The organism is Thalassotalea mangrovi, from assembly GCF_005116735.1.
Lineage (GTDB): Bacteria > Pseudomonadota > Gammaproteobacteria > Enterobacterales > Alteromonadaceae > Thalassotalea_A > Thalassotalea_A mangrovi.
Map to the genome: position 1 here is coordinate 21,861 of NZ_SWDB01000021.1, position 21,317 is coordinate 43,177.

General features: G+C 46.7%; 18 protein-coding genes. 2 read left to right on the forward strand and 16 right to left on the reverse strand.

Annotation, left to right across the window (positions count from 1 at the left end; all coding sequences use genetic code 11):
* Window positions 1-11 precede the first annotated feature (11 nt).
* Complete coding sequence (locus E8M12_RS08830; RefSeq protein WP_211245017.1) at window positions 12-1,595, forward strand: arylsulfatase; 1,584 nt, start codon at window positions 12-14, stop codon at window positions 1,593-1,595.
* Between the two features lie 162 nt (window positions 1,596-1,757).
* On the opposite strand, the gene E8M12_RS08835 is transcribed toward E8M12_RS08830, so the two are convergent.
* The 9 genes from E8M12_RS08835 to dusA all read right to left on the reverse strand — a co-directional run bounded on the left by E8M12_RS08835 (window position 1,758) and on the right by dusA (window position 9,265).
* Window positions 1,758-3,605 (reverse strand): sodium:solute symporter family protein, encoded by a 1,848-nt coding sequence (locus E8M12_RS08835; RefSeq protein ID WP_136735785.1) that lies wholly within the window; start codon window positions 3,603-3,605, stop codon window positions 1,758-1,760.
* Window positions 3,606-3,783: 178 nt separating this feature from the next.
* Window positions 3,784-4,776 (reverse strand): DUF2333 family protein, encoded by a 993-nt coding sequence (locus E8M12_RS08840; protein WP_136735786.1) that lies wholly within the window; start codon window positions 4,774-4,776, stop codon window positions 3,784-3,786.
* A gap of 68 nt (window positions 4,777-4,844) precedes the next feature.
* Window positions 4,845-5,282 (reverse strand): copper chaperone PCu(A)C, encoded by a 438-nt coding sequence (locus tag E8M12_RS08845; protein WP_136735787.1) that lies wholly within the window; start codon window positions 5,280-5,282, stop codon window positions 4,845-4,847.
* A gap of 117 nt (window positions 5,283-5,399) precedes the next feature.
* Complete coding sequence (locus tag E8M12_RS08850) at window positions 5,400-5,732, reverse strand: hypothetical protein (protein ID WP_136735788.1); 333 nt, start codon at window positions 5,730-5,732, stop codon at window positions 5,400-5,402.
* Window positions 5,733-5,762: 30 nt separating this feature from the next.
* Window positions 5,763-5,975: a PspC domain-containing protein gene (locus E8M12_RS08855; RefSeq protein ID WP_136735789.1), complete on the reverse strand. Its 213-nt coding sequence runs from the start codon at window positions 5,973-5,975 to the stop codon at window positions 5,763-5,765.
* 186 nt (window positions 5,976-6,161) lie between these two features.
* The gene (pspA, locus tag E8M12_RS08860; protein ID WP_136735790.1) at window positions 6,162-6,824 is read right to left on the reverse strand and encodes a phage shock protein PspA; all 663 of its coding nucleotides are present in this window, start codon (window positions 6,822-6,824) and stop codon (window positions 6,162-6,164) included.
* Window positions 6,825-6,826: 2 nt separating this feature from the next.
* The gene (locus tag E8M12_RS08865) at window positions 6,827-7,147 is read right to left on the reverse strand and encodes a hypothetical protein (protein WP_136735791.1); all 321 of its coding nucleotides are present in this window, start codon (window positions 7,145-7,147) and stop codon (window positions 6,827-6,829) included.
* Window positions 7,148-7,425: 278 nt separating this feature from the next.
* Window positions 7,426-7,638, reverse strand: a complete 213-nt coding sequence (locus E8M12_RS08870; RefSeq protein WP_136735792.1) for a hypothetical protein — start codon at window positions 7,636-7,638, stop codon at window positions 7,426-7,428.
* 655 nt (window positions 7,639-8,293) lie between these two features.
* Window positions 8,294-9,265, reverse strand: a complete 972-nt coding sequence (dusA, locus tag E8M12_RS08875; RefSeq protein ID WP_211245023.1) for a tRNA dihydrouridine(20/20a) synthase DusA — start codon at window positions 9,263-9,265, stop codon at window positions 8,294-8,296.
* A gap of 330 nt (window positions 9,266-9,595) precedes the next feature.
* Between dusA and E8M12_RS16310 the strand changes: the two genes are divergently transcribed.
* A complete protein-coding gene (locus tag E8M12_RS16310) occupies window positions 9,596-9,757 on the forward strand; it encodes a hypothetical protein (RefSeq protein ID WP_169303090.1) in 162 nt (53 codons plus the stop codon).
* A gap of 522 nt (window positions 9,758-10,279) precedes the next feature.
* Here E8M12_RS16310 and E8M12_RS16315 read toward each other — a convergent pair.
* The 7 genes from E8M12_RS16315 to E8M12_RS08905 all read right to left on the reverse strand — a co-directional run bounded on the left by E8M12_RS16315 (window position 10,280) and on the right by E8M12_RS08905 (window position 21,090).
* Window positions 10,280-10,417 (reverse strand): hypothetical protein, encoded by a 138-nt coding sequence (locus E8M12_RS16315; RefSeq protein ID WP_169303091.1) that lies wholly within the window; start codon window positions 10,415-10,417, stop codon window positions 10,280-10,282.
* Between the two features lie 120 nt (window positions 10,418-10,537).
* Complete coding sequence (locus E8M12_RS08880; protein ID WP_136735794.1) at window positions 10,538-11,494, reverse strand: extracellular catalytic domain type 1 short-chain-length polyhydroxyalkanoate depolymerase; 957 nt, start codon at window positions 11,492-11,494, stop codon at window positions 10,538-10,540.
* A gap of 65 nt (window positions 11,495-11,559) precedes the next feature.
* Window positions 11,560-12,924, reverse strand: coding sequence for a dihydrolipoyl dehydrogenase (gene lpdA / locus E8M12_RS08885; protein WP_136735795.1), 1,365 nt, complete (start codon window positions 12,922-12,924; stop codon window positions 11,560-11,562).
* A 2-nt stretch (window positions 12,925-12,926) separates the two neighbouring features.
* Window positions 12,927-14,246 (reverse strand): dihydrolipoamide acetyltransferase family protein, encoded by a 1,320-nt coding sequence (locus tag E8M12_RS08890; RefSeq protein ID WP_136735796.1) that lies wholly within the window; start codon window positions 14,244-14,246, stop codon window positions 12,927-12,929.
* Window positions 14,247-14,306: 60 nt separating this feature from the next.
* Window positions 14,307-17,264, reverse strand: coding sequence for a TonB-dependent receptor domain-containing protein (locus E8M12_RS08895; RefSeq protein ID WP_136735797.1), 2,958 nt, complete (start codon window positions 17,262-17,264; stop codon window positions 14,307-14,309).
* A gap of 220 nt (window positions 17,265-17,484) precedes the next feature.
* A complete protein-coding gene (locus E8M12_RS08900; RefSeq protein WP_136735798.1) occupies window positions 17,485-19,665 on the reverse strand; it encodes an alpha-ketoacid dehydrogenase subunit alpha/beta in 2,181 nt (726 codons plus the stop codon).
* Window positions 19,666-19,677: 12 nt separating this feature from the next.
* Window positions 19,678-21,090, reverse strand: a complete 1,413-nt coding sequence (locus E8M12_RS08905; protein WP_136735799.1) for a spinster family MFS transporter — start codon at window positions 21,088-21,090, stop codon at window positions 19,678-19,680.
* Window positions 21,091-21,317: the final 227 nt, after the last annotated feature.

Genomic DNA, 21,317 nt, shown 5'->3' on the forward strand with positions numbered 1-21,317 from the left:
GGGAGACGTTAATGTACAAGACCAAACGCTTTTTAAGCTGCCTTATATTTACCCTTTCCTTGATTTCTTCACCGTTAATGGCTGCCGATAAGCCAAACATCCTGGTGATTTGGGGAGACGATATTGGCTGGCAGAATTTAAGCTCCTATGGCCTCGGCGTCATGGGCTATACCACCCCGAATATCGACCGTATTGCCAGCGAGGGGATTCGCTTTACCGATCATTATGCCCAGCCTTCCTGTACCGCCGGACGAGCGGCATTTATTACCGGCCAATACCCAATTCGCTCAGGCATGACTACGGTTGGTCAGCCAGGCGACACTTTAGGTTTGAAAAAAGAATCTCCCAGCCTTGCCGAAGTTCTTAAAGATGAAGGATATGCTACCGGGCACTTTGGTAAAAACCACCTAGGGGATCGTAACGAACACCTACCGACGGTGCATGGCTTTGACGAGTTTTTCGGAAATCTGTATCACTTGAACACCCAGGAAGAAGCTGAGCAGCGAGATTATCAAAACTTTGGTAAACAGTTTTCTGGTGATCTGGAAACCTATGAGAGCAAATTTGGTACCCGTGGCGTTATCCACTCTTTTGCTACCGACAAGGATGATGATGATGAAGATCCTCGTTTTGGCCGGGTCGGTAAACAAACCATTGAAGATACCGGGCCACTCACTCAGGAGCGGATGAAAAACTTTGATGAAGGCGAAGTGATTCCCAAGGCGTTTAATTTTATGAAAAACGCCAAAAAAGATGGCAAACCTTTCTTTGTCTGGCTCAACACCAGCCGCATGCACCTGTACACCCGCCTGAATGACGAGTGGCGTTACGCTGCAGAACAATATACCTCTGAGGCCGACTATCACGGCTCTGGCATGCTGCAACATGATCACGATATCGGCCTGGTATTAGATTTCCTCGAAGATAATGATCTCGATGAAAATACTATCGTCTGGTACTCCACTGACAATGGTCCCGAACATGCCTCCTGGCCACATGGTGCCACCACGCCGTTCCGGGGTGAGAAAATGACTACCTACGAAGGCGGTGTCCGAGTGCCATCGATGATTCGCTGGCCGGGTAAATTTAAGGCCGGCACCATCTTAAACGGTATTCAGGGACACCAGGATATGTTCACCAGCTTAGCGGCGGCTGCGGGCGTTGATGATGTTGCCAAAGATATGATGGATGAGAAAAAGCAATATATTGATGGAGTTAATAACCTGCCATACTGGATGGGCGATTCCGATAAATCGGCGCGTAATCATATCTTTCATTACTATGAGTCAAAACTTACCGCGGTGCGCATAGGTCCGTGGAAGTTTCATTTCTCAACCAAAGAAGATTATTACGCCAATGTGATCCCACGAACGGTACCCCTGGTGTTCAATATTCGCATGGATCCGTTCGAATCTTATGATAACAGTGATTCCTATGGTCACCTGATGCAAAAAGTATCATGGCTGATTCAACCCATGGGCGTGCTGATGGGCGAGCATTTAAAATCACTGGCTGAGTACCCACCAGTACAAGGCGGTAAATCATTTGATATGTCAAATGTCGTGGAAGAGTTTATTAATAAAGCAAAACAATAAGCTCTATCTTTTAAAAAAGCCGGTAATCCATTCAGGTATTACCGGCTTTTTTATGGTCAGTATGTACATTCACAATCAGTGACCTTGACTGAAACCAAGCTAACCATCGCAATCACCCTGCGATAATATTACCCTCATTTTGCTCAGGCAGGATTTGCATGATTAATCCGTGGCCAGAATTTTCTGGCCTTGCGGCACAGTTGAGTCCTCGTTCGATAATCGATCCCACCACATCAGTTTTAAATAAATTGACGTCGCAGCCACTAGCCCTAGACTGATGAAAAGCTCATCCCAGGACTGAATCACCAGAAAGATGGCTGTTGCTGTTAATGAGGTATGCCAGATGATACCCACCAAAACATTACTCATATCTCGAGCGAACTGACGATTGGGTTCAAAATCCGGTTGTTGTTTCTGAATTTCTTCAATAACAGGTTTCCAAAAACCCCATGGACGGGTTTTTTGATAGAAGTTCATCAAGGTTTGCATGTCTTCAGCTGGTGTAAGATACGTGGCAATCACGCAGCCGAGCAAAGAAGCGGCAAACAAAATTGGAAAACCTTCGAGTGGTGATAAATCGACAAATGCCAACGGTACTGTCGCTACCATGCCGGTCAGCATACCAATGAAATATCCGTGGCCATTGAATCGCCACCAATACCACTTCAACATGTTGGCGGCGGTATAACCTCCCCACAATGCCGACACTAACCAAAGGATGATGTCATTAAGAGACGGAACAAACAGGCCGATTGCGGTGCCGATAACCACGAAAATTAACGACACGATATAGCTGACTTTAACGTAGGTTTTATCTTCCGCTTTCGGGTTGATGTATTTTTTATAAATATCATTGACCACATAAGCGGGAGCAGCGTTGGTTGTCGCGGCAAACGTCGACATAAAGCTGGCCAGCAATCCCGCAACTACAATACCCAGTAAGCCCGTCGGAATATAATTACTTAAGGCAAACGGCAGGATTTGTTCGAAGTCGACATCGTCACCCATAGCGGCTAAATCCGGAATGAAGAACGCCAGGGCCAACACCGCTAATCCGGTGATCATCATATAGCGCGGTACAATCAATACGACGTTTACAAACCAACTCATTTTTGCCGCTTCCACCGGCGTTCGTGCCGACAGAATGCGTTGCATGTCATAATTCGGCGCCGGTCCTGCCATGCTGGAAAGGATGCCTTTAAATAGCACCAGCATCATAAACACGGTAAATAAAGAAAATCCATCGTCGACAATGCGCTGATTCGCTGAGTCTAAGAGCCCACGCCAGTCTAAATCCAGTTGCCAACCAAACCCGACATCATACCAGCCATCCGGTGTTACCGCGGCAAGCATCTCGGGAGATACCTGCATCATTGCGATAATGCCGATGGCAATGCTGGCTATGGTCATAATGAAAAACTGTAACACTTCGGTGATCACCACCGAGAACATGCCGCCTTTGACCACATAAATGGTAGTAATGGCCGTAAAAATCAGGCCATAGGCAATTTCATTATGATGAGGGTCTGCGGCTAATTGCCAAGGCAGGAATGCAGCGGCAAACTTACCAATACCAACAAAACCATAAGCAAGAAATCCAAGTACGGAAAACAGGGCAAATACCACGACGATGAGGTGACTGAGCTTGGCACCGCGACCTTCGCCAAAACGAAACGTGATCCACTCAGCGCCAGTCATTACTCCGGAGCGACGCAACCATATCGACAAAAATATCATCAGGAAGATTTGATTAAAGGTTGGCCAGAGCCAGGGGATATAGATGCTCTTCAGGCCATAGATAAACAATAGGTAGACCAGCCACATGGTGCCACTGATATCAAACATGCCTGACGCATTAGATAGACCCAGGTAATACCAGGGCAATGACTTGCCCCCTAAAAAATAACCTTCGATATTTTTTGAAGCACGTTTTGAGATCCAAAAACCAACGGCTAGCGTGGCAATCAGATAGAGGGCAATAATGCCTAAATCGAGTGAGGTGAGGTTCATTATTATTCTTTTTCTAAAGTAACAAAATTACACCTCAGGATATCAACAAACTCAGATGTAAGCGGTTACAAGAAACTTACAATACATTAACGCAAATTACAAATTAGCGGATGGAAACAGAGAACCACTGAAACATTGCCTAATGTATTAGCTATACATTAGCAATCTGGCGAGCCAATTAACCTTTGCTTAATAATTCCCGTAAGTCGATTAGAGCGGCATTAGCCCGGGAAATATAATTGGCCATTACCAATGAATGGTTTGCGGACAAGCCAAAACCACTGCCATTAAGCACCATAGGGCTCCACACAGTCGCCTGGCTGGCTTCAAGCTCACGAATGATTTGCTGTAAACTGACATTGGCATTCTTGTCTTTTAGTACATCGGCAAAATCGACTTCTACAGCTTTGAGGAAATGCAGCAGTGCCCAGCAGGCGCCGCGAGCTTCATAGAATTCATCGTCGATTTTCCACCAACTGGTTTTCACCATATATTCCGGGCTTGCCTGAGTTGACTGACGAGCATTGCGATCACCGGCCAAATCGGTATTTAACTGGCTACGGCCTACGCTGGCACTTAATCGTTGTGAATAACTGCCGAGACGTTTTTCGACCTCCCTTAACCAGTCATGCAAATTATCCGCACGAGCGTAAAACTGCGCCCCTTGTTGCGCAGGGTCGGCAAGGACATTGCGATACTTATATAAATCATCAACGCCTTTTTTATACATGCTCTCAGCACTGGGGAATGCCCATTTGTGGGCGTCATTATTAAATTTCGGCTGGGCGCTTTTTAAAAATTTATTTTCAGAGGATTGTGACTGGGAACGAGAAAAAGACTGACGCATCGCCAGCGATAAATCACGGGTCATTTCCAGGACACCAAACTCCCAGGCGGGAATATTATCGAGGAACACTGAGGGCGGCATAATATCATTGGACAGATAGCCGCCAGGCTTATCCCATAATTTTTCCGCAACTTTAATCAGCGTGGTGGTTGTCGCATAACCAACCACAGGTTCGACGTTGTTGGCTTTAGCTTCTTGTATCGCGACTTCCTTGATGTTAAACGTCTCTGGTTCAAAGCTCCAGAAGACCCCCAACAAATAAAACAAAAACACGACCACAATGGCTGTGATTGAGAGTGCTCGAAAAGACGTGAAAAAAGCCATAAATAGTTCCTTAGCGTGTTTGGGCATAAATATCAGATGATAAAACCGCCCTTGCAGAGCCCATTAGTTTAGTGGTTATGGGCCGGCTTCAGGCCTTTGACCGGAATTATAACTTTGGTTTGCTGGTCATTATCAAAATGTAGTGTCAATTCTACCTGCTCTCCGGCTTTTACTGGCGAGCTTGGATTAAATACCATCAAATGCAAACCATGAGGTTGTAATATCACTTCGTCGTTGGCCTTAATAATAATAGAATCAAGCTTCCCCATTTGCATCATACCGCCCTTCATGGTGTGCTCATGAATTTCAATGCGTTTACTGACATTGCCACTGACGCTTACCAGGGTGATGTCTTTGTCGCTGTTATTTGAGATTGTCATATAGGCCGATGTTACCTGAGTACCGGGGATCAATTCACGCATAAAAGCATCGTCAACATCGACATTTGCAGCAAACGCCGATGGTGCAAGTAATAACAGGTTAATTAAGGTAATGATTTTTTTCATGAATAGATACCATGGAAGACTTTTTAAAAATTGAGATATGATAATAATCTCTTATTTATCAAAGCACAGCAAGCGTGGAGCGATATTGATTTTAATCTTCCCGGCTTATTGCCCGGGTTATTCAGGCGCAGGCTCTTTACACAATAACCAGACAATAAAACCAACCAAAAGGACTGGCCAGAAAACCGTTAATCCGACAAACGCCAGGCCAATAAGCGCTCCCAGGACGACCAGGATCAGGGTGCCAAACACGCTGATAAAAACGGCTAAGCCAACAACAAATAAAATAATGCCAACCAACGCCGCGATAGCAATACCTTCGATCGGCTCTACCACGTGATCATCGACGACAATATCCATATCCAGCCAGGAAAATACCGTATTGCCGAATAAATAGGTAAGCAATAATGTCGCAAGGATGGCCAGTATTAAGGATTTGGCGAATGACATGATAACTCCCTTAACTCAACGTCATATTATCTATAAATAGCGGTTAGGCATGATTAGTGCCGCAACGCCATAAGCAACTAAGGTCACGGTTGGCATCATAATTAACGCCAGTATTGCCAATACCCTGACGACAATGCGTGGCATCGAAAAGTGACGCGCCAGGCCGGCACAAACACCACAGATTTTTTTATGAACCTGATCTTTAGCAATGCTACGTTCAATTCTATATTTCACTTTGTTCATACATCCTCCCCAATTAAACAGATGGGTTAATTAACCCTGGATATAGCGGGTTAAGCCAAATACTCCAGCACCGATAAAAAAAGTGGCTACCGGTACTAACCATAGGGTCATCAAAATTGAAAACGGGAACATAACTTTCTCCTTAATATTCAGCAATCTCTTAGATGCCGAATCAATGGTTGCCAACTAGCCGTTGGCAACTTTCTTTTTCATCGCCTGTAACTCTTGTTCAATCGAGTCTTCGGCTTCGAGCTCATCAAACTGAGCCTGTAGGTTTTTTGCCTCGGTCATGTCGTAGGCTTCAACCTGGGCTTCCAGGCCATCCACTTTTTGCTGAAACTTCTCAAAACGAAGGATTGCATCATCGATTTGCTCAAACTTCACGGTTTCACGCACTTTTAATCGTACTTGTGCGGATTGCTGGCGCTTCAGGCAGGCTTCCTGACGCTGCTTTGCTTCCTGTAGTTTTTCCTGCAGACGATTACTGTCGTTTTGAATCGACTCAAGCAACTCCTCTACCTGGGCAAGCTGAGTTTCAATATCGGTAATCACCGGCTGACACTGTTGCTTGGCCAGCAGCGCCTGGCGTGCCAGGTCATCACGACCTTTGCTGATAGCCAGTTCCGCTTTTTCCTGCCATTGATTTGCCTTCTCGGTCTGCACCCGCAACTGGCGAGTCAGAGTTTTCTTTTCGGCAATTTGTTTGGCTGCTGAGGTGCGCACTTCTACCAAAGTTTCTTCCATTTCCTGAATGATCAGTCGAATCATTTTTTCAGGATCTTCTGCCTTATCCAGCAAGCTGTTGATGTTGGCATTAATAATGTCGGTCAGACGAGAAAACATACCCATTTTTATTCTCCTGCTTTTTCTTTAGATTTGTCTGAATCAGCATTGTCATTATCAAAATCGCTGATTTGTGTAATTGTCACAGTCGGTACACCCTTATCGGTGACGTAATGTGCATCAATTTTGAAGTTATTAACTTCCTGGGCAATGCTGTTTCTTAACTGTTGCTCTAACTGGTTCGCTACCATGCGACCTTGATTGGCAACCATCATGTCCAGGGCGGTTTGCAAAGACACTAACTGCTCAGCCTTTGCACTCGTGGTAAATAAGGTACTGGTAACTAGTACTACTGAGGCGATACCGATTTGTTTACTTAATGTGTTCATTTTCAACCCTTACCATACTGATATGTATGTTTTGCTAACGAATAACTTAATGTTGAATTACTACTTACAAGTGCCGTGCCAATTTGTTATTTTTTGTTAACCCCTTGTTATTTAAGGCTTGTAAGCCAGGGTGATTTTTTAGCTTTAAGAATGCCTGCGATATTTTCATTCCTTAGTTGGTAAATTTAACCAACTGTGTAGTGAATTTGACCAACAAGGAAAGGTGTAAGTGGTAGGTGGGAGGTGGAAGATATCTTTTCAGTTTGCGTCATATCCTGCTACGACAGGATATCCGGGCCTAAAGCCTGGTGGGAGGCGGGAGTGGAAGCGGCTTTTTCTTCCGCTGAAAATTGAATCGGAAATATGTTCCAGACATTTCCGACATACCAGCGTCCATGCCGGCATCCATGCATTTTCGGCATATCGGCCAACCCATAACCATAACCAGCAGCGCTTACCTGAGAAACAACTGAAGCTTGTATAAGCGTCACTCCCTGATACTACAGGGAGTCTAAGGTCGAGAGTGGAGGAAAGCGTTAAAGATAGCGTTGCAGAACAACGAGTGACGGTGATAACAGAAAGAGAAATGGAAGTTTGTCAGAGACCGGGATTAGTTGTTGTTAGCTGAGCGAATCTAAGACTTTGGTGCAGATTCAAGGCTTTCTTTTTCAAGCAGTAACGCAATGATAGAACTGCCTAACAAACAGGCGGCCGGAACCATTAATATCGCGAAAAAAACAATTAAATTGGGCATATCAGCCATCCTAATCTTAGTGAGCAAGCTAAACACGTTAAATATTGAGCATGTGCCAATAAATCGCTATAACCTGTTTGAATTTACTCTTTAGTCGCAACAAGGTGGAAAAAGGTTTAGTTTGGTGGGAATTTTTTTGCTCCGCGCCTGGATGACATGCGCAAAACGTGTTTATGCATTAATTCGCTGCGGCGCACTAATACCATGTCAGCAATAATCTGACTAAATCAGGAAGTGAATTCCCATATCGGGAATTGAACAATGCATAACGCGGTAATTCTGACTGGAAGTTTAAGAATGCACCTCACGACTCGGCATTTTGTGGGGCATAAAAACCGGTTAACAAAAAGGACGCTTTAAGCGTCCTTTTTTAAATAAACATTACGTTCGGATTAAACCACCTGCTCGCTAACGGGTTGACCGGTTAATGCGAATGCTTCGCGAAGGACCGTCGAATCAGCGCCCTCTTTACCAGCATTCTCTGATAAAAAGCGGCGGAATTTACGCGCTCCGGGCAAGCCGTTACAAAGCCCAAGCATATGCCGGACAATGTGCCATACCCGAGGTGTATGTTGACCAGGTTCCGCCGGTGTTATTTGCTGATCAATGTAAGTGCACATCTCATCGATGATTGCTTCCCGGGTCAAAACCGGCACATCTTTACCGTATATCCGCTGGTCGGCACTGGCCAGCAAATAGGGATTTTGATAAACCTCACGGCCAATCATCACCCCATCAATGTGTTGTAAATGCTCAAGTGTCTGCTCAAAACTGGTGATACCACCATTAATAGAGATTTTCAGCGCCTCGAAATCCCGCTTGATTTGATAAACACGAGAATAGTCGAGTGGCGGGATCTCGCGATTTTCTTTTGGGCTTAAGCCACTTAACCATGCCTTGCGGGCATGAATGATAAAGTGCTCGCACCCCGCCGCAGCAACACGTTCGATAAACTTATGCAGGAACTCATAGCTATCCTGATCATCAATGCCAATGCGGGATTTCACCGTAACCGGAATTGAAACCGCCCCCTGCATATCCGCAACACATTGCGCGACTAATTCAGGTTCCGCCATAAGGCAGGCGCCAAAACGACCATTTTGAACCCGATCAGAGGGACAGCCAACATTGATATTGATGGCATCATAACCGCGCTGCTCAGCAATCCTGGCACATTCGGTCATAGCTTTTGGGTCGCTACCACCAAGCTGCAACACCACAGGATGCTCTTCTTCATTAAACGCCAGGTAATCACCCTTGCCGAACAATATTGCTCCGGTTGTCACCATCTCGGTGTACAACACGGTTTCTTTACTCATCACCCGGTAGAAATAACGACAATGGCGATCGGTCCAATCCAGCATTGGCGCTACAGAAAGTCTATCGTTCACACAAATTTCTCAACAACTAAAGTGCTGCAATTATAACTCAGTGGCTTGTAGGGCAACAAGATGCAGGATTTCTGGTTACAAAATTAAACAAATAAATTTTTCTCAAGTTAATGTAATTACCTTAGCATCAACCTTACCTATAACCCTATGATTCAATTCAAATAAAAGCAGCAATACTATTTCCGCACCATGATACTGCTACGCGTAATCGATAGTAATCCAGGTAAATGCACGGAAAAGGGCGAGCAACTTTGTGAGGTTTTATTACACTAAAAATTGGGTCTGCAATTTTGAGGGCGTATTATGCAAGAAGCGAGCGCTAATAAGCTATCACCTGACTCCGAAGAAAATCAGGAGTTAAGAAACCAACATCGCCAGGAGAATGTGAAAAAACGTTCTTCAAAATCTGATGAACGTCATCAGGTAGAAAAAGACAATCGGTGTTTTGTCCTAGGTTATAACTGATAGTATCTGCAGCAGGCGCTGAATGTCGAAATTCAGCGATTTTCGGCTGAATGGTTATTTTGATGCCACGCACCACTGCGTTAGCTAACATCCTGATAATATTATTATTCCTCGACAGCGCGCAGTGTACAACCCTGTGTCGAACTTTCTCTGTAGCTGCGATGCAAGGTTTTAGACCTGCCCCCCCAATTGTTGGCACTTCAAGTCGTGTCACATCTCTCAAACAAAAAAACCTCGTAACCCAAACGATTCTAACGGGTTCTTAAATTCTTCATTTAAGAAAATATTCCCTTTAAACGAAATTGGGGTCAGGTCTTGAATTTCGCAATATTCTGGCCTGTAGAGGAAAGATTGTCGTCGGAACAACGAACAGCTAGATAAATGACACATCCTAATAGCGTCGTAAACTGGTTACAGCGTCTTTTCTAGTCAGAACTGCCGCATAACCTTATTTTATAACAGCAAGCTCGCTGCACGATTCAAGACCTGACCCCCATTGTTGGCGTAAGCTCGCTGCACGGATCAAGACCTGACCCCATCTTTGGCATCTGGGACGCATACCTGATCGCCGTAGTAGTTATCCGGGTAATTACAGGCCATGGTGATGTAGTCATCATCGGATTCGATTAATTTTCGTATTGTGCTAATAAATTGTGACATGAGTATCTCCTTACTTTGTTTATCTGTGATCTAGTTTGAAGCATACTCATGCATTTTAAAAATTAATCATTTTTAATTTATTGTTCAGTTTTTTAGATTAAAGCGTTATTGGTTTGTGCATCAATGGGCAATGCCGAAAAAGTCGGCTATCCAATAAGCGGCGCAAATATCCATATCTTTGGCAAAAGTATCTTCCCTTCCGCATTGCTGCTCTGCAGTTCCTGGATCAACGGCAATCGCATGTCCCATCGAGGTTAAACTAATGGCTTGTAACTGCAGCTGGTTGTTATCGTGATAATAATTCGTGCTCGGATAGCCTAACAATTTGTTCTTTGTCTCTTGCTTAAGATCAAGCCCCATCACGGTGCCCCACTGTTGCACCAATTGCTCTAAGTTCAGGTGGTATATATAAGGGTCTTCCGTGCCATGCCAGATCTGCAACTTTGGATAACTGCCGTTAAAGCTACCTGATGCCTGCCTTATCGACGCTGCCATCTCCTTTGCAGACGCGGTTTTCTTGCCAAATGCACAGGGACCGAGTTCACTGATATCGTTGGCACACTTATACGGAAAGCTGGATTGCAGGGCCCCGCCGGCAAAGGTTTGCGGATAAGCCGCCAACATAACCTGGGCAAAGTGTGCACCGGATGACATACCGGTAATAAATACCTGTTGCCGGTCAAGCTTATGTGTTTCCAGCATGTAAGAAATCATCTGTTGCACCGATGCAGGCTCGCCACTTCCTTGTTGCTGATGTGCCGGTTCCCAGGTCCGGTAACACCCTCCCTTAGGTTCATTACTTTTGGAAGTCTGTGGCAGTAATACAGCGAACTGGTATTTTTCTGCGAGTTCCAGCCAGCCCGTATTGCGGGCAAAATTTTGTGCCGTTTCCATACAGCCATGCACAGCAACCACCAACGGAGCCTGTTCAGGTAGCGCTTTGGGCAAGTAATGAAACAGCTGCAAGTTGCCAGGGTTCGCACCAAAGTCCACCACCTCGGTTAGTTTGTCCTGAGCGTAAACCCAAGGCGTTACCAATAACCCAAGGGCACAAATCAATCGCTTGTTAAATCGCATTTTCTGTCCTTAAACCGTGGAAAGTCTTCTCAGTCGATTGCTAAGCCAATACGCCTCGCCGATGCTTACATATTAATGGCTTTTGCCATCGAAGCCAGTACCGATTCATGCATCGCTTCTGACACCGTCGGATGGGCAATGATCATCTTACTCAGTTCTTCATCTGTCGCCTCTAACGCCATCGAGGCAACATATCCCTGCAGCATTTCCGTAACATTACTACCGACCATGTGAGCACCATATAGCTCACCGGTATGCTTATCAAATATGGTTTTCACGAACCCGTCGGTATGATTAATGGCGATCGCCTTGCCATTGGCGGAAAGCGGGAAAGTACCAACCCTGATATCAGCAATTTCACTGGCTTGTGCTTCGGTTAATCCAACACTGGCTACCTGAGGATGACTGTATGTACATCTGGGTATTTGCTGATGATTTACCGCGTGCACCGGCAAACCGGCAATATGTTCAACGGCTAAAATCGCTTCGTGCGATGCTTTGTGGGCCAGGCATGGAGCCCCGGCGACATCACCAATCGCATAAATATGAGCAACCTCGCTTTGCATTGTCGCATTGGTATTAATGAAGCCCTGTGAGACGTTGACACCTGCCGCGGGCAAGTTTAGCTGTTCCGTATTGGCAATAACGCCCACTGACAGTAGGACGGCATCGAATTCCTGCGTTTGCTCATTGATTTGCACGGTGACGCTGTTTGCGCCGGTGCGGACATTAGCCAATACCGACTCGGTATATACCTCGATGCCTTGTTTGGTAAATGCGTCCTGAACGCAATCTGCGATCGATTTATCTTCCGCTGGTAATAATTGCGACTGTGTTTCGACTAAAGTTACCTTTGTACCCAAGGCGTTATAAAAACTCGCAAATTCAACACCGATAGCACCCGCACCGACAACCAACAAGCGACCTGGGATCTCGGTCGGCGTCAATGCATGTCGGGCACTCCAAACCTGCTTGCCGTCAAATTGCAGATTTGGCAAACATCGGGCGCGTGCTCCAGTGGCGATAATGAAATGCCGGGCACTGAATTGCTGGTCATCAACCTGCACCGTATGGGCGTCAATAAACCGGGCTTCTCCGTAAACCACATCCACGGTATTTTTATTCATCAGGTAGGTGATCCCCTGATTCAGCTTTGCGGCAACATTACGAGAATAACCAATCATTTTCGCCAGATCGATTTTCGGCTCATTGACTTCGATTCCAAACACATCTGCCTGACGAATTTCCCGCAGGTTATCAGCGGCATGCAATAATGCCTTGGTAGGAATACACCCCCAGTTCAGACACACACCACCGAGTTTTTCTTTTTCCACCAAGGTCACTGACAGCCCTAATTGTGCAGCCCGAATCGCCGCCGTGTAGCCACCCGGACCACCACCAATGATTAACACATCTGATTGCTTTGCCATGATTACACCAACAGTCGATATGGTTGGGTTAATAGTTCATTAACCGTGACCAGGAAACTGGCTGCCGGGGCACCATCAAGGATGCGATGATCCCAGCTTAAACTCAGGTTCATTTTTGCCGTTTTTACCGGTTTATCACCCTGCCACTCTACTCCATCGTAAATTCGGTTGACGCCGAGAATTCCACACTGCGGCTGGTTGACGATTGGGGTGAATGAATCGATATCATACATACCTAAGGTACTGATGGTGAAAGTACCCCCCTGCAAATCCTGGGGAGTCAGATTCTGATTCCGGGCCGCCTGAATCAGGCGCTGGGATTCAACGGCTATTTCTTTTAAGGTCAGTTGTTCCGCACCTTTAATGACCGGCACCAGTAATCCCTCATCCACAGCTACTGCGATGCCAATATTGACCTGTTGCCACATGCGAATTTCCGTATCCGTGTATGAGCTGTTCATCAACGGATGCGCAGCCAGGGCCTTGGCCAGCGTTTTAACCAGGATATCGTTGTAAGAAATTTTGATGCCTTCGGCCTGCCATTCCTGATTTAGCGATTGACGCAGTTTAATCGTCTCTGCCATCAATACTTCACGGTTCATGGTTAACTGGGCGCTATTTAATAAACTGTCCTGCATACGGCTGGCAATTACCTTACGCATCCCAGTGTGAGGCTTGCTGATGTATTCTGGTGAGTCAGTCGCAGACGGCTGGCGGTGCTTGATGACATCATCTTTCATGATCTTGCCATTGACTCCCGAGCCTGTGACATCATCCAATGTTACCTGTTGCTGCTTGGCGATGCGTTTGGCCAACGGGCTGGCAAAAACCGGTTTGCTATGCTGACTCTGCTCTAAAGCACGCTCAACATCGCGGGCAATAATACGCTGGTTTCCGCCGCTGCCGGTCACAGTATGTAAATCGATGGCATGCCGCTCTGCCAGTTTGCGCGCTTTAGGCGATGCCTTAATTCGCGCTGATGGTTCACCCGACGACACCTGTCGCGCCGTTTCTACTTGTTCGTCGCTGACTAAATTGTTCGCAGAGGATTGCGTGGCCGATTCTACCGGCTCCCGAATCTCCTCGCCTTGCTGATAAATATAAGCGGCGATATCACCGGACATCCGCTCTTCACCAACCGCGATTAAATGCTGCAAAGTACCATCTGCATTGGCTTCCACGTCGACCGAGACCTTATCGGTTTCCATGGTAAAAATGACATCCCCTTCTTTTACTTGTTGACCATCGGCAACCAGCCATTGTGCGATACGGCATTCAGATTTATTGGCACCGGTTTGAATAAGTTTGACTTCCTGGGCCATAACGACTCCGAAATAGGTTAAATGAGAAGGGAGAGAAGAGACTCTCTCCCTGGATTACGATTAGAACTGGGTTCTGAAGCCCAGTTTGAAAGTACGGCCGTATGGCGTACCAATGGAAGGGTCATAGCTTAATTCCAGACGAGCTGCAGATGGGTCTTCGTCAAATGCGTTGAGCACTGCAACACTGAACTGGGTATTTAAATCCGACCAATCGTAGGTGTAATTGAAATCCACTGACTGGAATGAATCAACCTGCAAACCAAAATCGATCAATTTACAGCCCGGGTCACTGGCATTCACCAATGTACAGCCGGCCAGGTTGAAATCGGTCTGGGCTACCGTAGGACCACGGTTATCTTCGACACTACCAATGTAGTTCAACGATACCCGGGCCGTATGTGCGTTCATTTCATACTGGGCATAGGCAGTACCGCGCCACTCAGAAATGGTGCCTGGAAGCCTGTCATAATTGGCATAACCGACCGCATCATAACCCTCAGAAACCAGCACATCATTGTAGATAAAGGCTTCCTGTTCGTATTCAGCGACGTGGCTGACCACTAAATTAAAGCGTAAATCGCCAGCACCAACACCTTCAAGCAAATAGTTAACCGTCATATCAACGCCACTGGTATCAACGGTTGGACCATTGGTGGTATCAGAGCGAACGCGGGTAATATCATTGGCAATGGTAACACCTGGGGTACAGGTATCATTGTTGGCAAAAACAATCAGATCGCGCAGACTGCTGTCACAGTTTACCAATTGCGAACCGTCGCCAACCCCAGCAACCGATGTAGCGATAATATTGGCGGGAACCGTGACGATCTGGTCTTCCAGTTCATAACTCCAGTAATCAACACTGGCTGAGAAATTCCCCCAGTTGAATACCGTACCCAGGTTATAGGTAAATGCTTCTTCCGGACCAACGTCCGGATTACCGTACATGTCGACGGCCTTGTAGGCATTACCCACCGCAGCAATACCGGTTAGCAACGTTTGTCCGCTCGATGCGCGATTGCCAGGTGTGGGACCGCGGAAGGTCGTACCGACAGAACTTCGTAATGTCAGCCATTCTGCTGGTTGCCATTTAAGCGATAGTTTTGGATTGGTGGTTGAGCCTGTCTGCCCGCCGTAATCCTCGTAACGAATCGCTGCTTGCAGGTTAAAATCTTCGGTAATCGGCAAGTTTAACTCAGCAAATACGGCACGTACGGTTTCCGATAACATTGCCGGCACAGTTTGTCCCTGGAAGATGAATGGGCCAGTTTTAAAGGCACAATCAGTTTGCCCTTCCACCGGGCAGGGATTGATTTCGGCGTTTGAATTAGCATTTAACGGCTGGTAGTCATAATCCAGAGAGCGGTATTGCAAACCAACTGCATATTCCGGCATACCACCGGACATTCCCCAGTCCAGTTCACCGGTGATCACACCTTCCAGGACTAAGTAATCCGAAATCGCTTCCTGCAGAATATCGTCAAACAGCCAGGCATTGAGGCTATCACTGTTCGCTAAGTCGGCAACAAAGCCTGGATTGCTGTTACCGGTAACCGGGTTCGAGGCAATCGCATTAGAAAATGGGTTAAAGAATTCACAGCCATTTTCACCTGGCGTCATCCCGCTACAATCAGAGCCACCAAAACCTAACAAAGCTGATTGTAAGCGATTAATTAAGATATCCGGGGTTCTGGCAAAGGCTTCGTCACGCGAATACATGGCGCTGAGTTGCCATTGCATGCTATTACCAAAATCCCCGTCTAGGCCAAGTGAATATCGCTGCAAGGTATACTCACGTTCTGAGGCCGCACCGCCAAGTCCACCATCGGTAGGGTTACCCGACAAGGCAAATGGACGCCAGATATTCAGGTTAATGAATGCCGTCGCGTCTATTTGCTCCTGGGTATATCCCGCCTGTTGCAGTGCAGTTACAGCACCCGGGTTATTCATTAAGGTGTAAAATACGCCAAAGCTTCCCGGCCCATTCGGACCCTGTAATGGAAAGTAAGAGGGAGAGGAACGTAACTCAGGCGTTTCGTTCACCGCATATAATGCGTCAAATTTGAGATTAGTTGAATCGGTTAATGCGTGATTGTATTCGGCATATACCTGATAGCGGTTTTCCTCCTCAACCAGGTTAAGCACTTTCGCATAAGACCAGTAACATAGTGGCACGCCATAGATAAAGCCGTTCTCGCCGCCAAGCGGCTCACAGTTAGCATCGGCGGTGTAACCAAAGTAAGGGCCAGTACCGCTAAAATCTGCACCGAGTGTATACAGGCTTCCCGGATTACCAAATACCGAATAGCTGGTTGGATTCACATCGCGGGGGGTATCGGCCCAGTCCCTTTCTACTACAGGTAAATCTGAACGATGCTGATAGCCAGCGGATAACAACAGGTTATTATTTTCGCCGCTCCAACCATAAGTAAATTGCAATGTGCTATCGCCATCAGAACCATCGACAAAACGATGATCGGCGGCGATTTCAAAGCCATTGAAATCATCGCGAGTAATAATGTTCACCACACCCCCAATGGCATCAGAACCATAGGTGGCAGCGGCACCATCTTTTAATATTTCGATGCGGGCGATGGCCGCCATCGGGATCATGTTGGTATCTACCTGACCGTATTGGATACGCTGACCATTTAACAGGACTAAAGTACGTTGTGGCCCTAATCCACGTAAGTTAATACTGCCACCACCAATCCGGTTTTGCGCTGCCGTGACAAACTGGTTGGAATCGCCCAAAACCGGACCGGTGATCGCCAGGGATTTGATGATATCTAACACCGTTGGGTTGCCCCGGTCCTGCAGTTCCGCCATATCAATGACTTCAACAGGAAGTGCGGCATCTTCAGGCGTACCCTTGATGTATGAACCGGTGACCATGATAGTTTCGATATCATTGTCACCATTGTCTTGTTGCTGTGCCATTACCAATGGGGTCGTCCCCAGGGATAAGGCCAATGCAATGTTGATTGTGAGTTTATTCTTTTTATAGTTTTTATTCATGATTGTCCCACCTACCAAAAAACAATTTTTGCTTTTCACGCCAGCATCTTGTGACAAAGCCAGTGGTTATAAAATTTGCACATCATCATAACCAAGTCAAGATTTTGTATACAATTAGCCACACATAATTAATTTAACACCAAATAAAATCCATTTTTGTATACATAATTAAATTTTGTATACAGACGAGAGATTATCCGGTGATACCTTAACCTCAGGCTTATGCGGCGATCCCCATTTCAATTAACAGGCTACGAATACCTTCAACAACGTCCTGTTCACCAGCATTGGCCGCTCGTTCCAACACTTTTGACACACTTGGGCTTGCCTCTTTGCCATGGACACGCATTATTGGCGCATCCAGTAAATCGAAAAAGCGACGCTGACATTCATCGGCAATCATGCCGCCGATTGAGGTGCCAAGCGCGCCTTGTTCGACAATAAGTAAATTCCCGGTTTTGGTTAGTGACTGTTCGATGCAGTCAAAATCCAGGCCACTGCGATCGAGCGTCCGCAAGTCGATAATATCCACATCCAGGTTAAGTTCATCAGCAACCTTTTGGGTGATTTGAACCATGGATGAATAGGTTAAAATGGTCATTTTTGTGCCGCTGCGAACCACTTTGGCTTTACCTATCTCGATAAAATAATCAAGATCCTGTTCCGGTACCGGCCCTGAACTGTTGTACAAGTCCATGTGTTCGATGATTAATACCGGGTCCTGACAGCGTAATGCGCTATTCATAAGCCCGGCATAATCAAATGGTGTTGAAGGTGCAAGTACCCGCCAGCCTGCTGAAGTCGCAAAAATGCCTGCCGGATCCATGCTATGCTGGGAACCATAACCGGTTCCCATCGCTACTTTCGTTCGTAGCACCAGTGGCATCGCGGTATCACCGCCAAACATGTGCCTGGCTTTGGCAATCTGGTTAAACACCTGGTCCGCTGCTACCCACATAAAATCCGGATACATAAACTCGACAATGGGTTTGTAACGACCATCAAACGCCATTCCCCCGGCCAGGCCAACAAACGCATTTTCACAAATGGGAGTGCCGATCACTCGCTGCGGATGTAACTTTGCAAGGTCTTTGGTTGCACCATTGGTACCACCGTTTAAACGGTGGATGTCTTCCCCCATCAGGATAATTCGCTCATCGTTTTCCATTTGCGTTCGCATGGTGTTTGCCACGGTGTCAATAAAGCGTTTATCGACAAGGGGACTTGAGCAGGTTTCCTGCTCAATGAATGGGGTGTCATCGAATTCTGACATGTCACCTTTGACGCCAAAATCAACAAAATCGATCGACGGCCATAGTTCAGCTTTGATTTCTCGTTCGCCGTCTTTGACCACGGTAAACTCATCGACAATCGCATCCAATGTTTGATTAATCGCCGTTTTAATCGACTTCATTTTTGCCGGGTCGATAACCTCCCGGCGCTCCAGTTCACGATAGACTCGTTGAATCGGATCCCGCTCACGCCATTCGCTTTCTTCCTGTTTATTACGATAACCAAACACACTGCCCGGTAACGGACCACTCTGGTGAAAATATCGATAGACATCAGCTTCGATCAACGTCGGACCACCGCCAGCGCGCATATGTTCAACAGCCTGCTGGGTAGCCAGGTAAACCGCTAATGGGTCCATACCATCCACTTTCCAGGCGGGAATCGCAAATCCGAGCCCTCGCGCGGATAACCGGTTTTCGGCCGTAACTTCATCAATATGTGTCGCTACCGCATACATATTGTTTTCAACAAAGAAACAAAGTGGCAGCTTCCAAGCCGCAGCCAGATTCATTGATTCCAGTACCGAACCTATACTACTGGCACCATCACCAAAATAACTGAAGGCGACATGCTCGGTGCTGGCACGTTGATGACAAAACGCCGACCCTGCCGCAAACGGCACACCTCCGCCAACAATCGCGTTGGTGCCGAGGTTACCTGACTCCTGCCAGCGCAGATGCATCGAACCACCTCGCCCTTTACAGTAGCCTTGGGATAATCCCATGATTTCCGCCAACGTTTTGCGCATCACCTCGACAATATCGCCATTGAATTTTGAATTCAGCTCGATGCCATCTGGACTGACATAATGAAGAGCCTTAGCAAGAAACTGATGATGGGCACGATGGGAACCATTAATAGTATCCTCAGCAACCATTGCCAGTACTGAGCCTGTGGCTCCTCCTTCCTGACCTATTGCGGAATGTGCCGGACCATGGATCAGTCCCTGCCCTGCCAGATCCAGAACTTTTTCTTCAAAGCAACGGATTAACAACATTGACATATACATGGTCGAAAGTAACGATTGCGGAGCCTGCTGCCAGTCCTGCTCGGTGGTCGAAAATGCTACCCAGGGAGTAGCTGGTGATAAATCTGTAATGGTAGGCATAATGGTTTCCTTTTAATTCGAACTGCCTTCAGTGACTGACTTTTTTAAGAACCGGGCGGCGATAAAGTAGTGCCCGGCGGCCCAGACAAAGACAAATAACATGGCGACTATGCCATAGCGGGTACCTAGGGCACTGGCACTGGAACATTGTTGTTGCATGCTGGCCGAGGCGTCGGCGGCAGCTATACCACCGGGACAGGAGTCGATAAAATTAACGGCGCCGGAGGCACTAAATTGCCACTGAGTGAAGGCATCAATCACCAGACCGGTGACCCAGGGACCTAATCCAAGGCCAATCAGGTTAACGGCGAAGAAGAATAATGCGGTGGCGGTTGCCCGCATTCTCGCGGTGGCCGTGTTATGCATGACCCCAAGAGTCGGGCCGATATAGGCATAATGAAATATGCCGGGCAATAACATCATCCACACCCCTAGCAACCATTCGTTGCGGGTAAAGGCATACATATAAGCTGGTGCCGCTAACAATAAACCGATACCCGGTAAAATTGCATACCAGCGGGCATGTTTTTTACCCGCCCAATCACTCAGAAATCCGCCTAAAAAGGTGCCAACACCCGCCGACAAGCCACCGATCAGGCCAAACATCATCCCGACTTCGGTGTAGGTCAAGTCGAACATGCGAATAAAATACGCCTGTGAAAACGTGCCGGTGCCGTAGCCGACGAAGGCAACCAAGGTGGCACCGATGGTGATATGAAGAAATGCTTTATTTGAAAATAAATGCTGGAACGTTGCGCTAATCGATGGCGGAGTTTGCAACATGGCTTCAGGCTGATTATCTGCAGCGCCTCGCACCGGCTCTTTCACCATAAGTTTAAAGACTATCGCCAGCAAGATACCTGGCAAGCCAACCACAACCATGGCGACCCGCCAACTAAAGTTGTCGGTTAACCAACCGCCGCTTACGGCACCAAGCATGACCCCTAACGGGATGCCGATTGAGTATATGCCTAACGCCGTAGCTCGTTGTTCTGGTTTATAAATATCGGCAATTAACGAGTGCGCTGGCGGGGTACATCCGGCCTCGCCGATGCCAACGCCCATCCGTATCAGGAACAACTGGAAAAAGTTTTGTGCGGCACCACATAACGCCGTCATCAACGACCACAATGCCAGACAGGAAGAAATTAATGTGACCCGGTTTACCCGCTCAGATAATCGCGCCAGCGGTATACCAAGAATGGAATAGAACAGCGCAAATGCGAGCCCCTGCAATAGGCCTAACTGGCTGTCACTGATTTGCAAATCTTCTTTTATTGCTTGCCCCAGGGTGGCAAGAATGGTGCGGTCTATAAAGTTACTGGTATAAATCAATACCAGTAAACCGAGCATTGTCGCTCCCTGGACAGATTTTATTGGTTGCTCTGGCACCGTGATCGGGTCAGACGTTTTAATATCCTGCATATTAATCAAAGCCTTACACTCGTACTCTGGATTAAATTAATTTGTCGATAATCTTTGACCAGCTTAACCACTTAGTTGAAACTGTATACGATTTTTCGAATTATCAATATAAATGGCATAGCGCCTGATGATTGTCAACAAATTGTATACATTGACACAAAATTAACACTTGAAAACCGCGATTATAGCGATAATATAGAACTCAATGTATACAATTAAGGAGTGGC

What these genes read in the sequence shown, in the direction of transcription:
- E8M12_RS08830 (WP_211245017.1), top strand. Translation starts at nt 12, where the DNA reads ATGTACAAGACCAAACGCTTTTTAAGCTGCCTTATATTTACCCTTTCC.
- E8M12_RS08835 (WP_136735785.1), bottom strand. Translation starts at nt 3,605, where the DNA reads ATGAACCTCACCTCACTCGATTTAGGCATTATTGCCCTCTATCTGATT.
- E8M12_RS08840 (WP_136735786.1), bottom strand. Translation starts at nt 4,776, where the DNA reads ATGGCTTTTTTCACGTCTTTTCGAGCACTCTCAATCACAGCCATTGTG.
- E8M12_RS08845 (WP_136735787.1), bottom strand. Translation starts at nt 5,282, where the DNA reads ATGAAAAAAATCATTACCTTAATTAACCTGTTATTACTTGCACCATCG.
- E8M12_RS08850 (WP_136735788.1), bottom strand. Translation starts at nt 5,732, where the DNA reads ATGTCATTCGCCAAATCCTTAATACTGGCCATCCTTGCGACATTATTG.
- E8M12_RS08855 (WP_136735789.1), bottom strand. Translation starts at nt 5,975, where the DNA reads ATGAACAAAGTGAAATATAGAATTGAACGTAGCATTGCTAAAGATCAG.
- pspA (WP_136735790.1), bottom strand. Translation starts at nt 6,824, where the DNA reads ATGGGTATGTTTTCTCGTCTGACCGACATTATTAATGCCAACATCAAC.
- E8M12_RS08865 (WP_136735791.1), bottom strand. Translation starts at nt 7,147, where the DNA reads ATGAACACATTAAGTAAACAAATCGGTATCGCCTCAGTAGTACTAGTT.
- dusA (WP_211245023.1), bottom strand. Translation starts at nt 9,265, where the DNA reads ATGCTGGATTGGACCGATCGCCATTGTCGTTATTTCTACCGGGTGATG.
- E8M12_RS16310 (WP_169303090.1), top strand. Translation starts at nt 9,596, where the DNA reads ATGCAAGAAGCGAGCGCTAATAAGCTATCACCTGACTCCGAAGAAAAT.
- E8M12_RS16315 (WP_169303091.1), bottom strand. Translation starts at nt 10,417, where the DNA reads ATGTCACAATTTATTAGCACAATACGAAAATTAATCGAATCCGATGAT.
- E8M12_RS08880 (WP_136735794.1), bottom strand. Translation starts at nt 11,494, where the DNA reads ATGCGATTTAACAAGCGATTGATTTGTGCCCTTGGGTTATTGGTAACG.
- lpdA (WP_136735795.1), bottom strand. Translation starts at nt 12,924, where the DNA reads ATGGCAAAGCAATCAGATGTGTTAATCATTGGTGGTGGTCCGGGTGGC.
- E8M12_RS08890 (WP_136735796.1), bottom strand. Translation starts at nt 14,246, where the DNA reads ATGGCCCAGGAAGTCAAACTTATTCAAACCGGTGCCAATAAATCTGAA.
- E8M12_RS08895 (WP_136735797.1), bottom strand. Translation starts at nt 17,264, where the DNA reads ATGAATAAAAACTATAAAAAGAATAAACTCACAATCAACATTGCATTG.
- E8M12_RS08900 (WP_136735798.1), bottom strand. Translation starts at nt 19,665, where the DNA reads ATGCCTACCATTACAGATTTATCACCAGCTACTCCCTGGGTAGCATTT.
- E8M12_RS08905 (WP_136735799.1), bottom strand. Translation starts at nt 21,090, where the DNA reads ATGCAGGATATTAAAACGTCTGACCCGATCACGGTGCCAGAGCAACCA.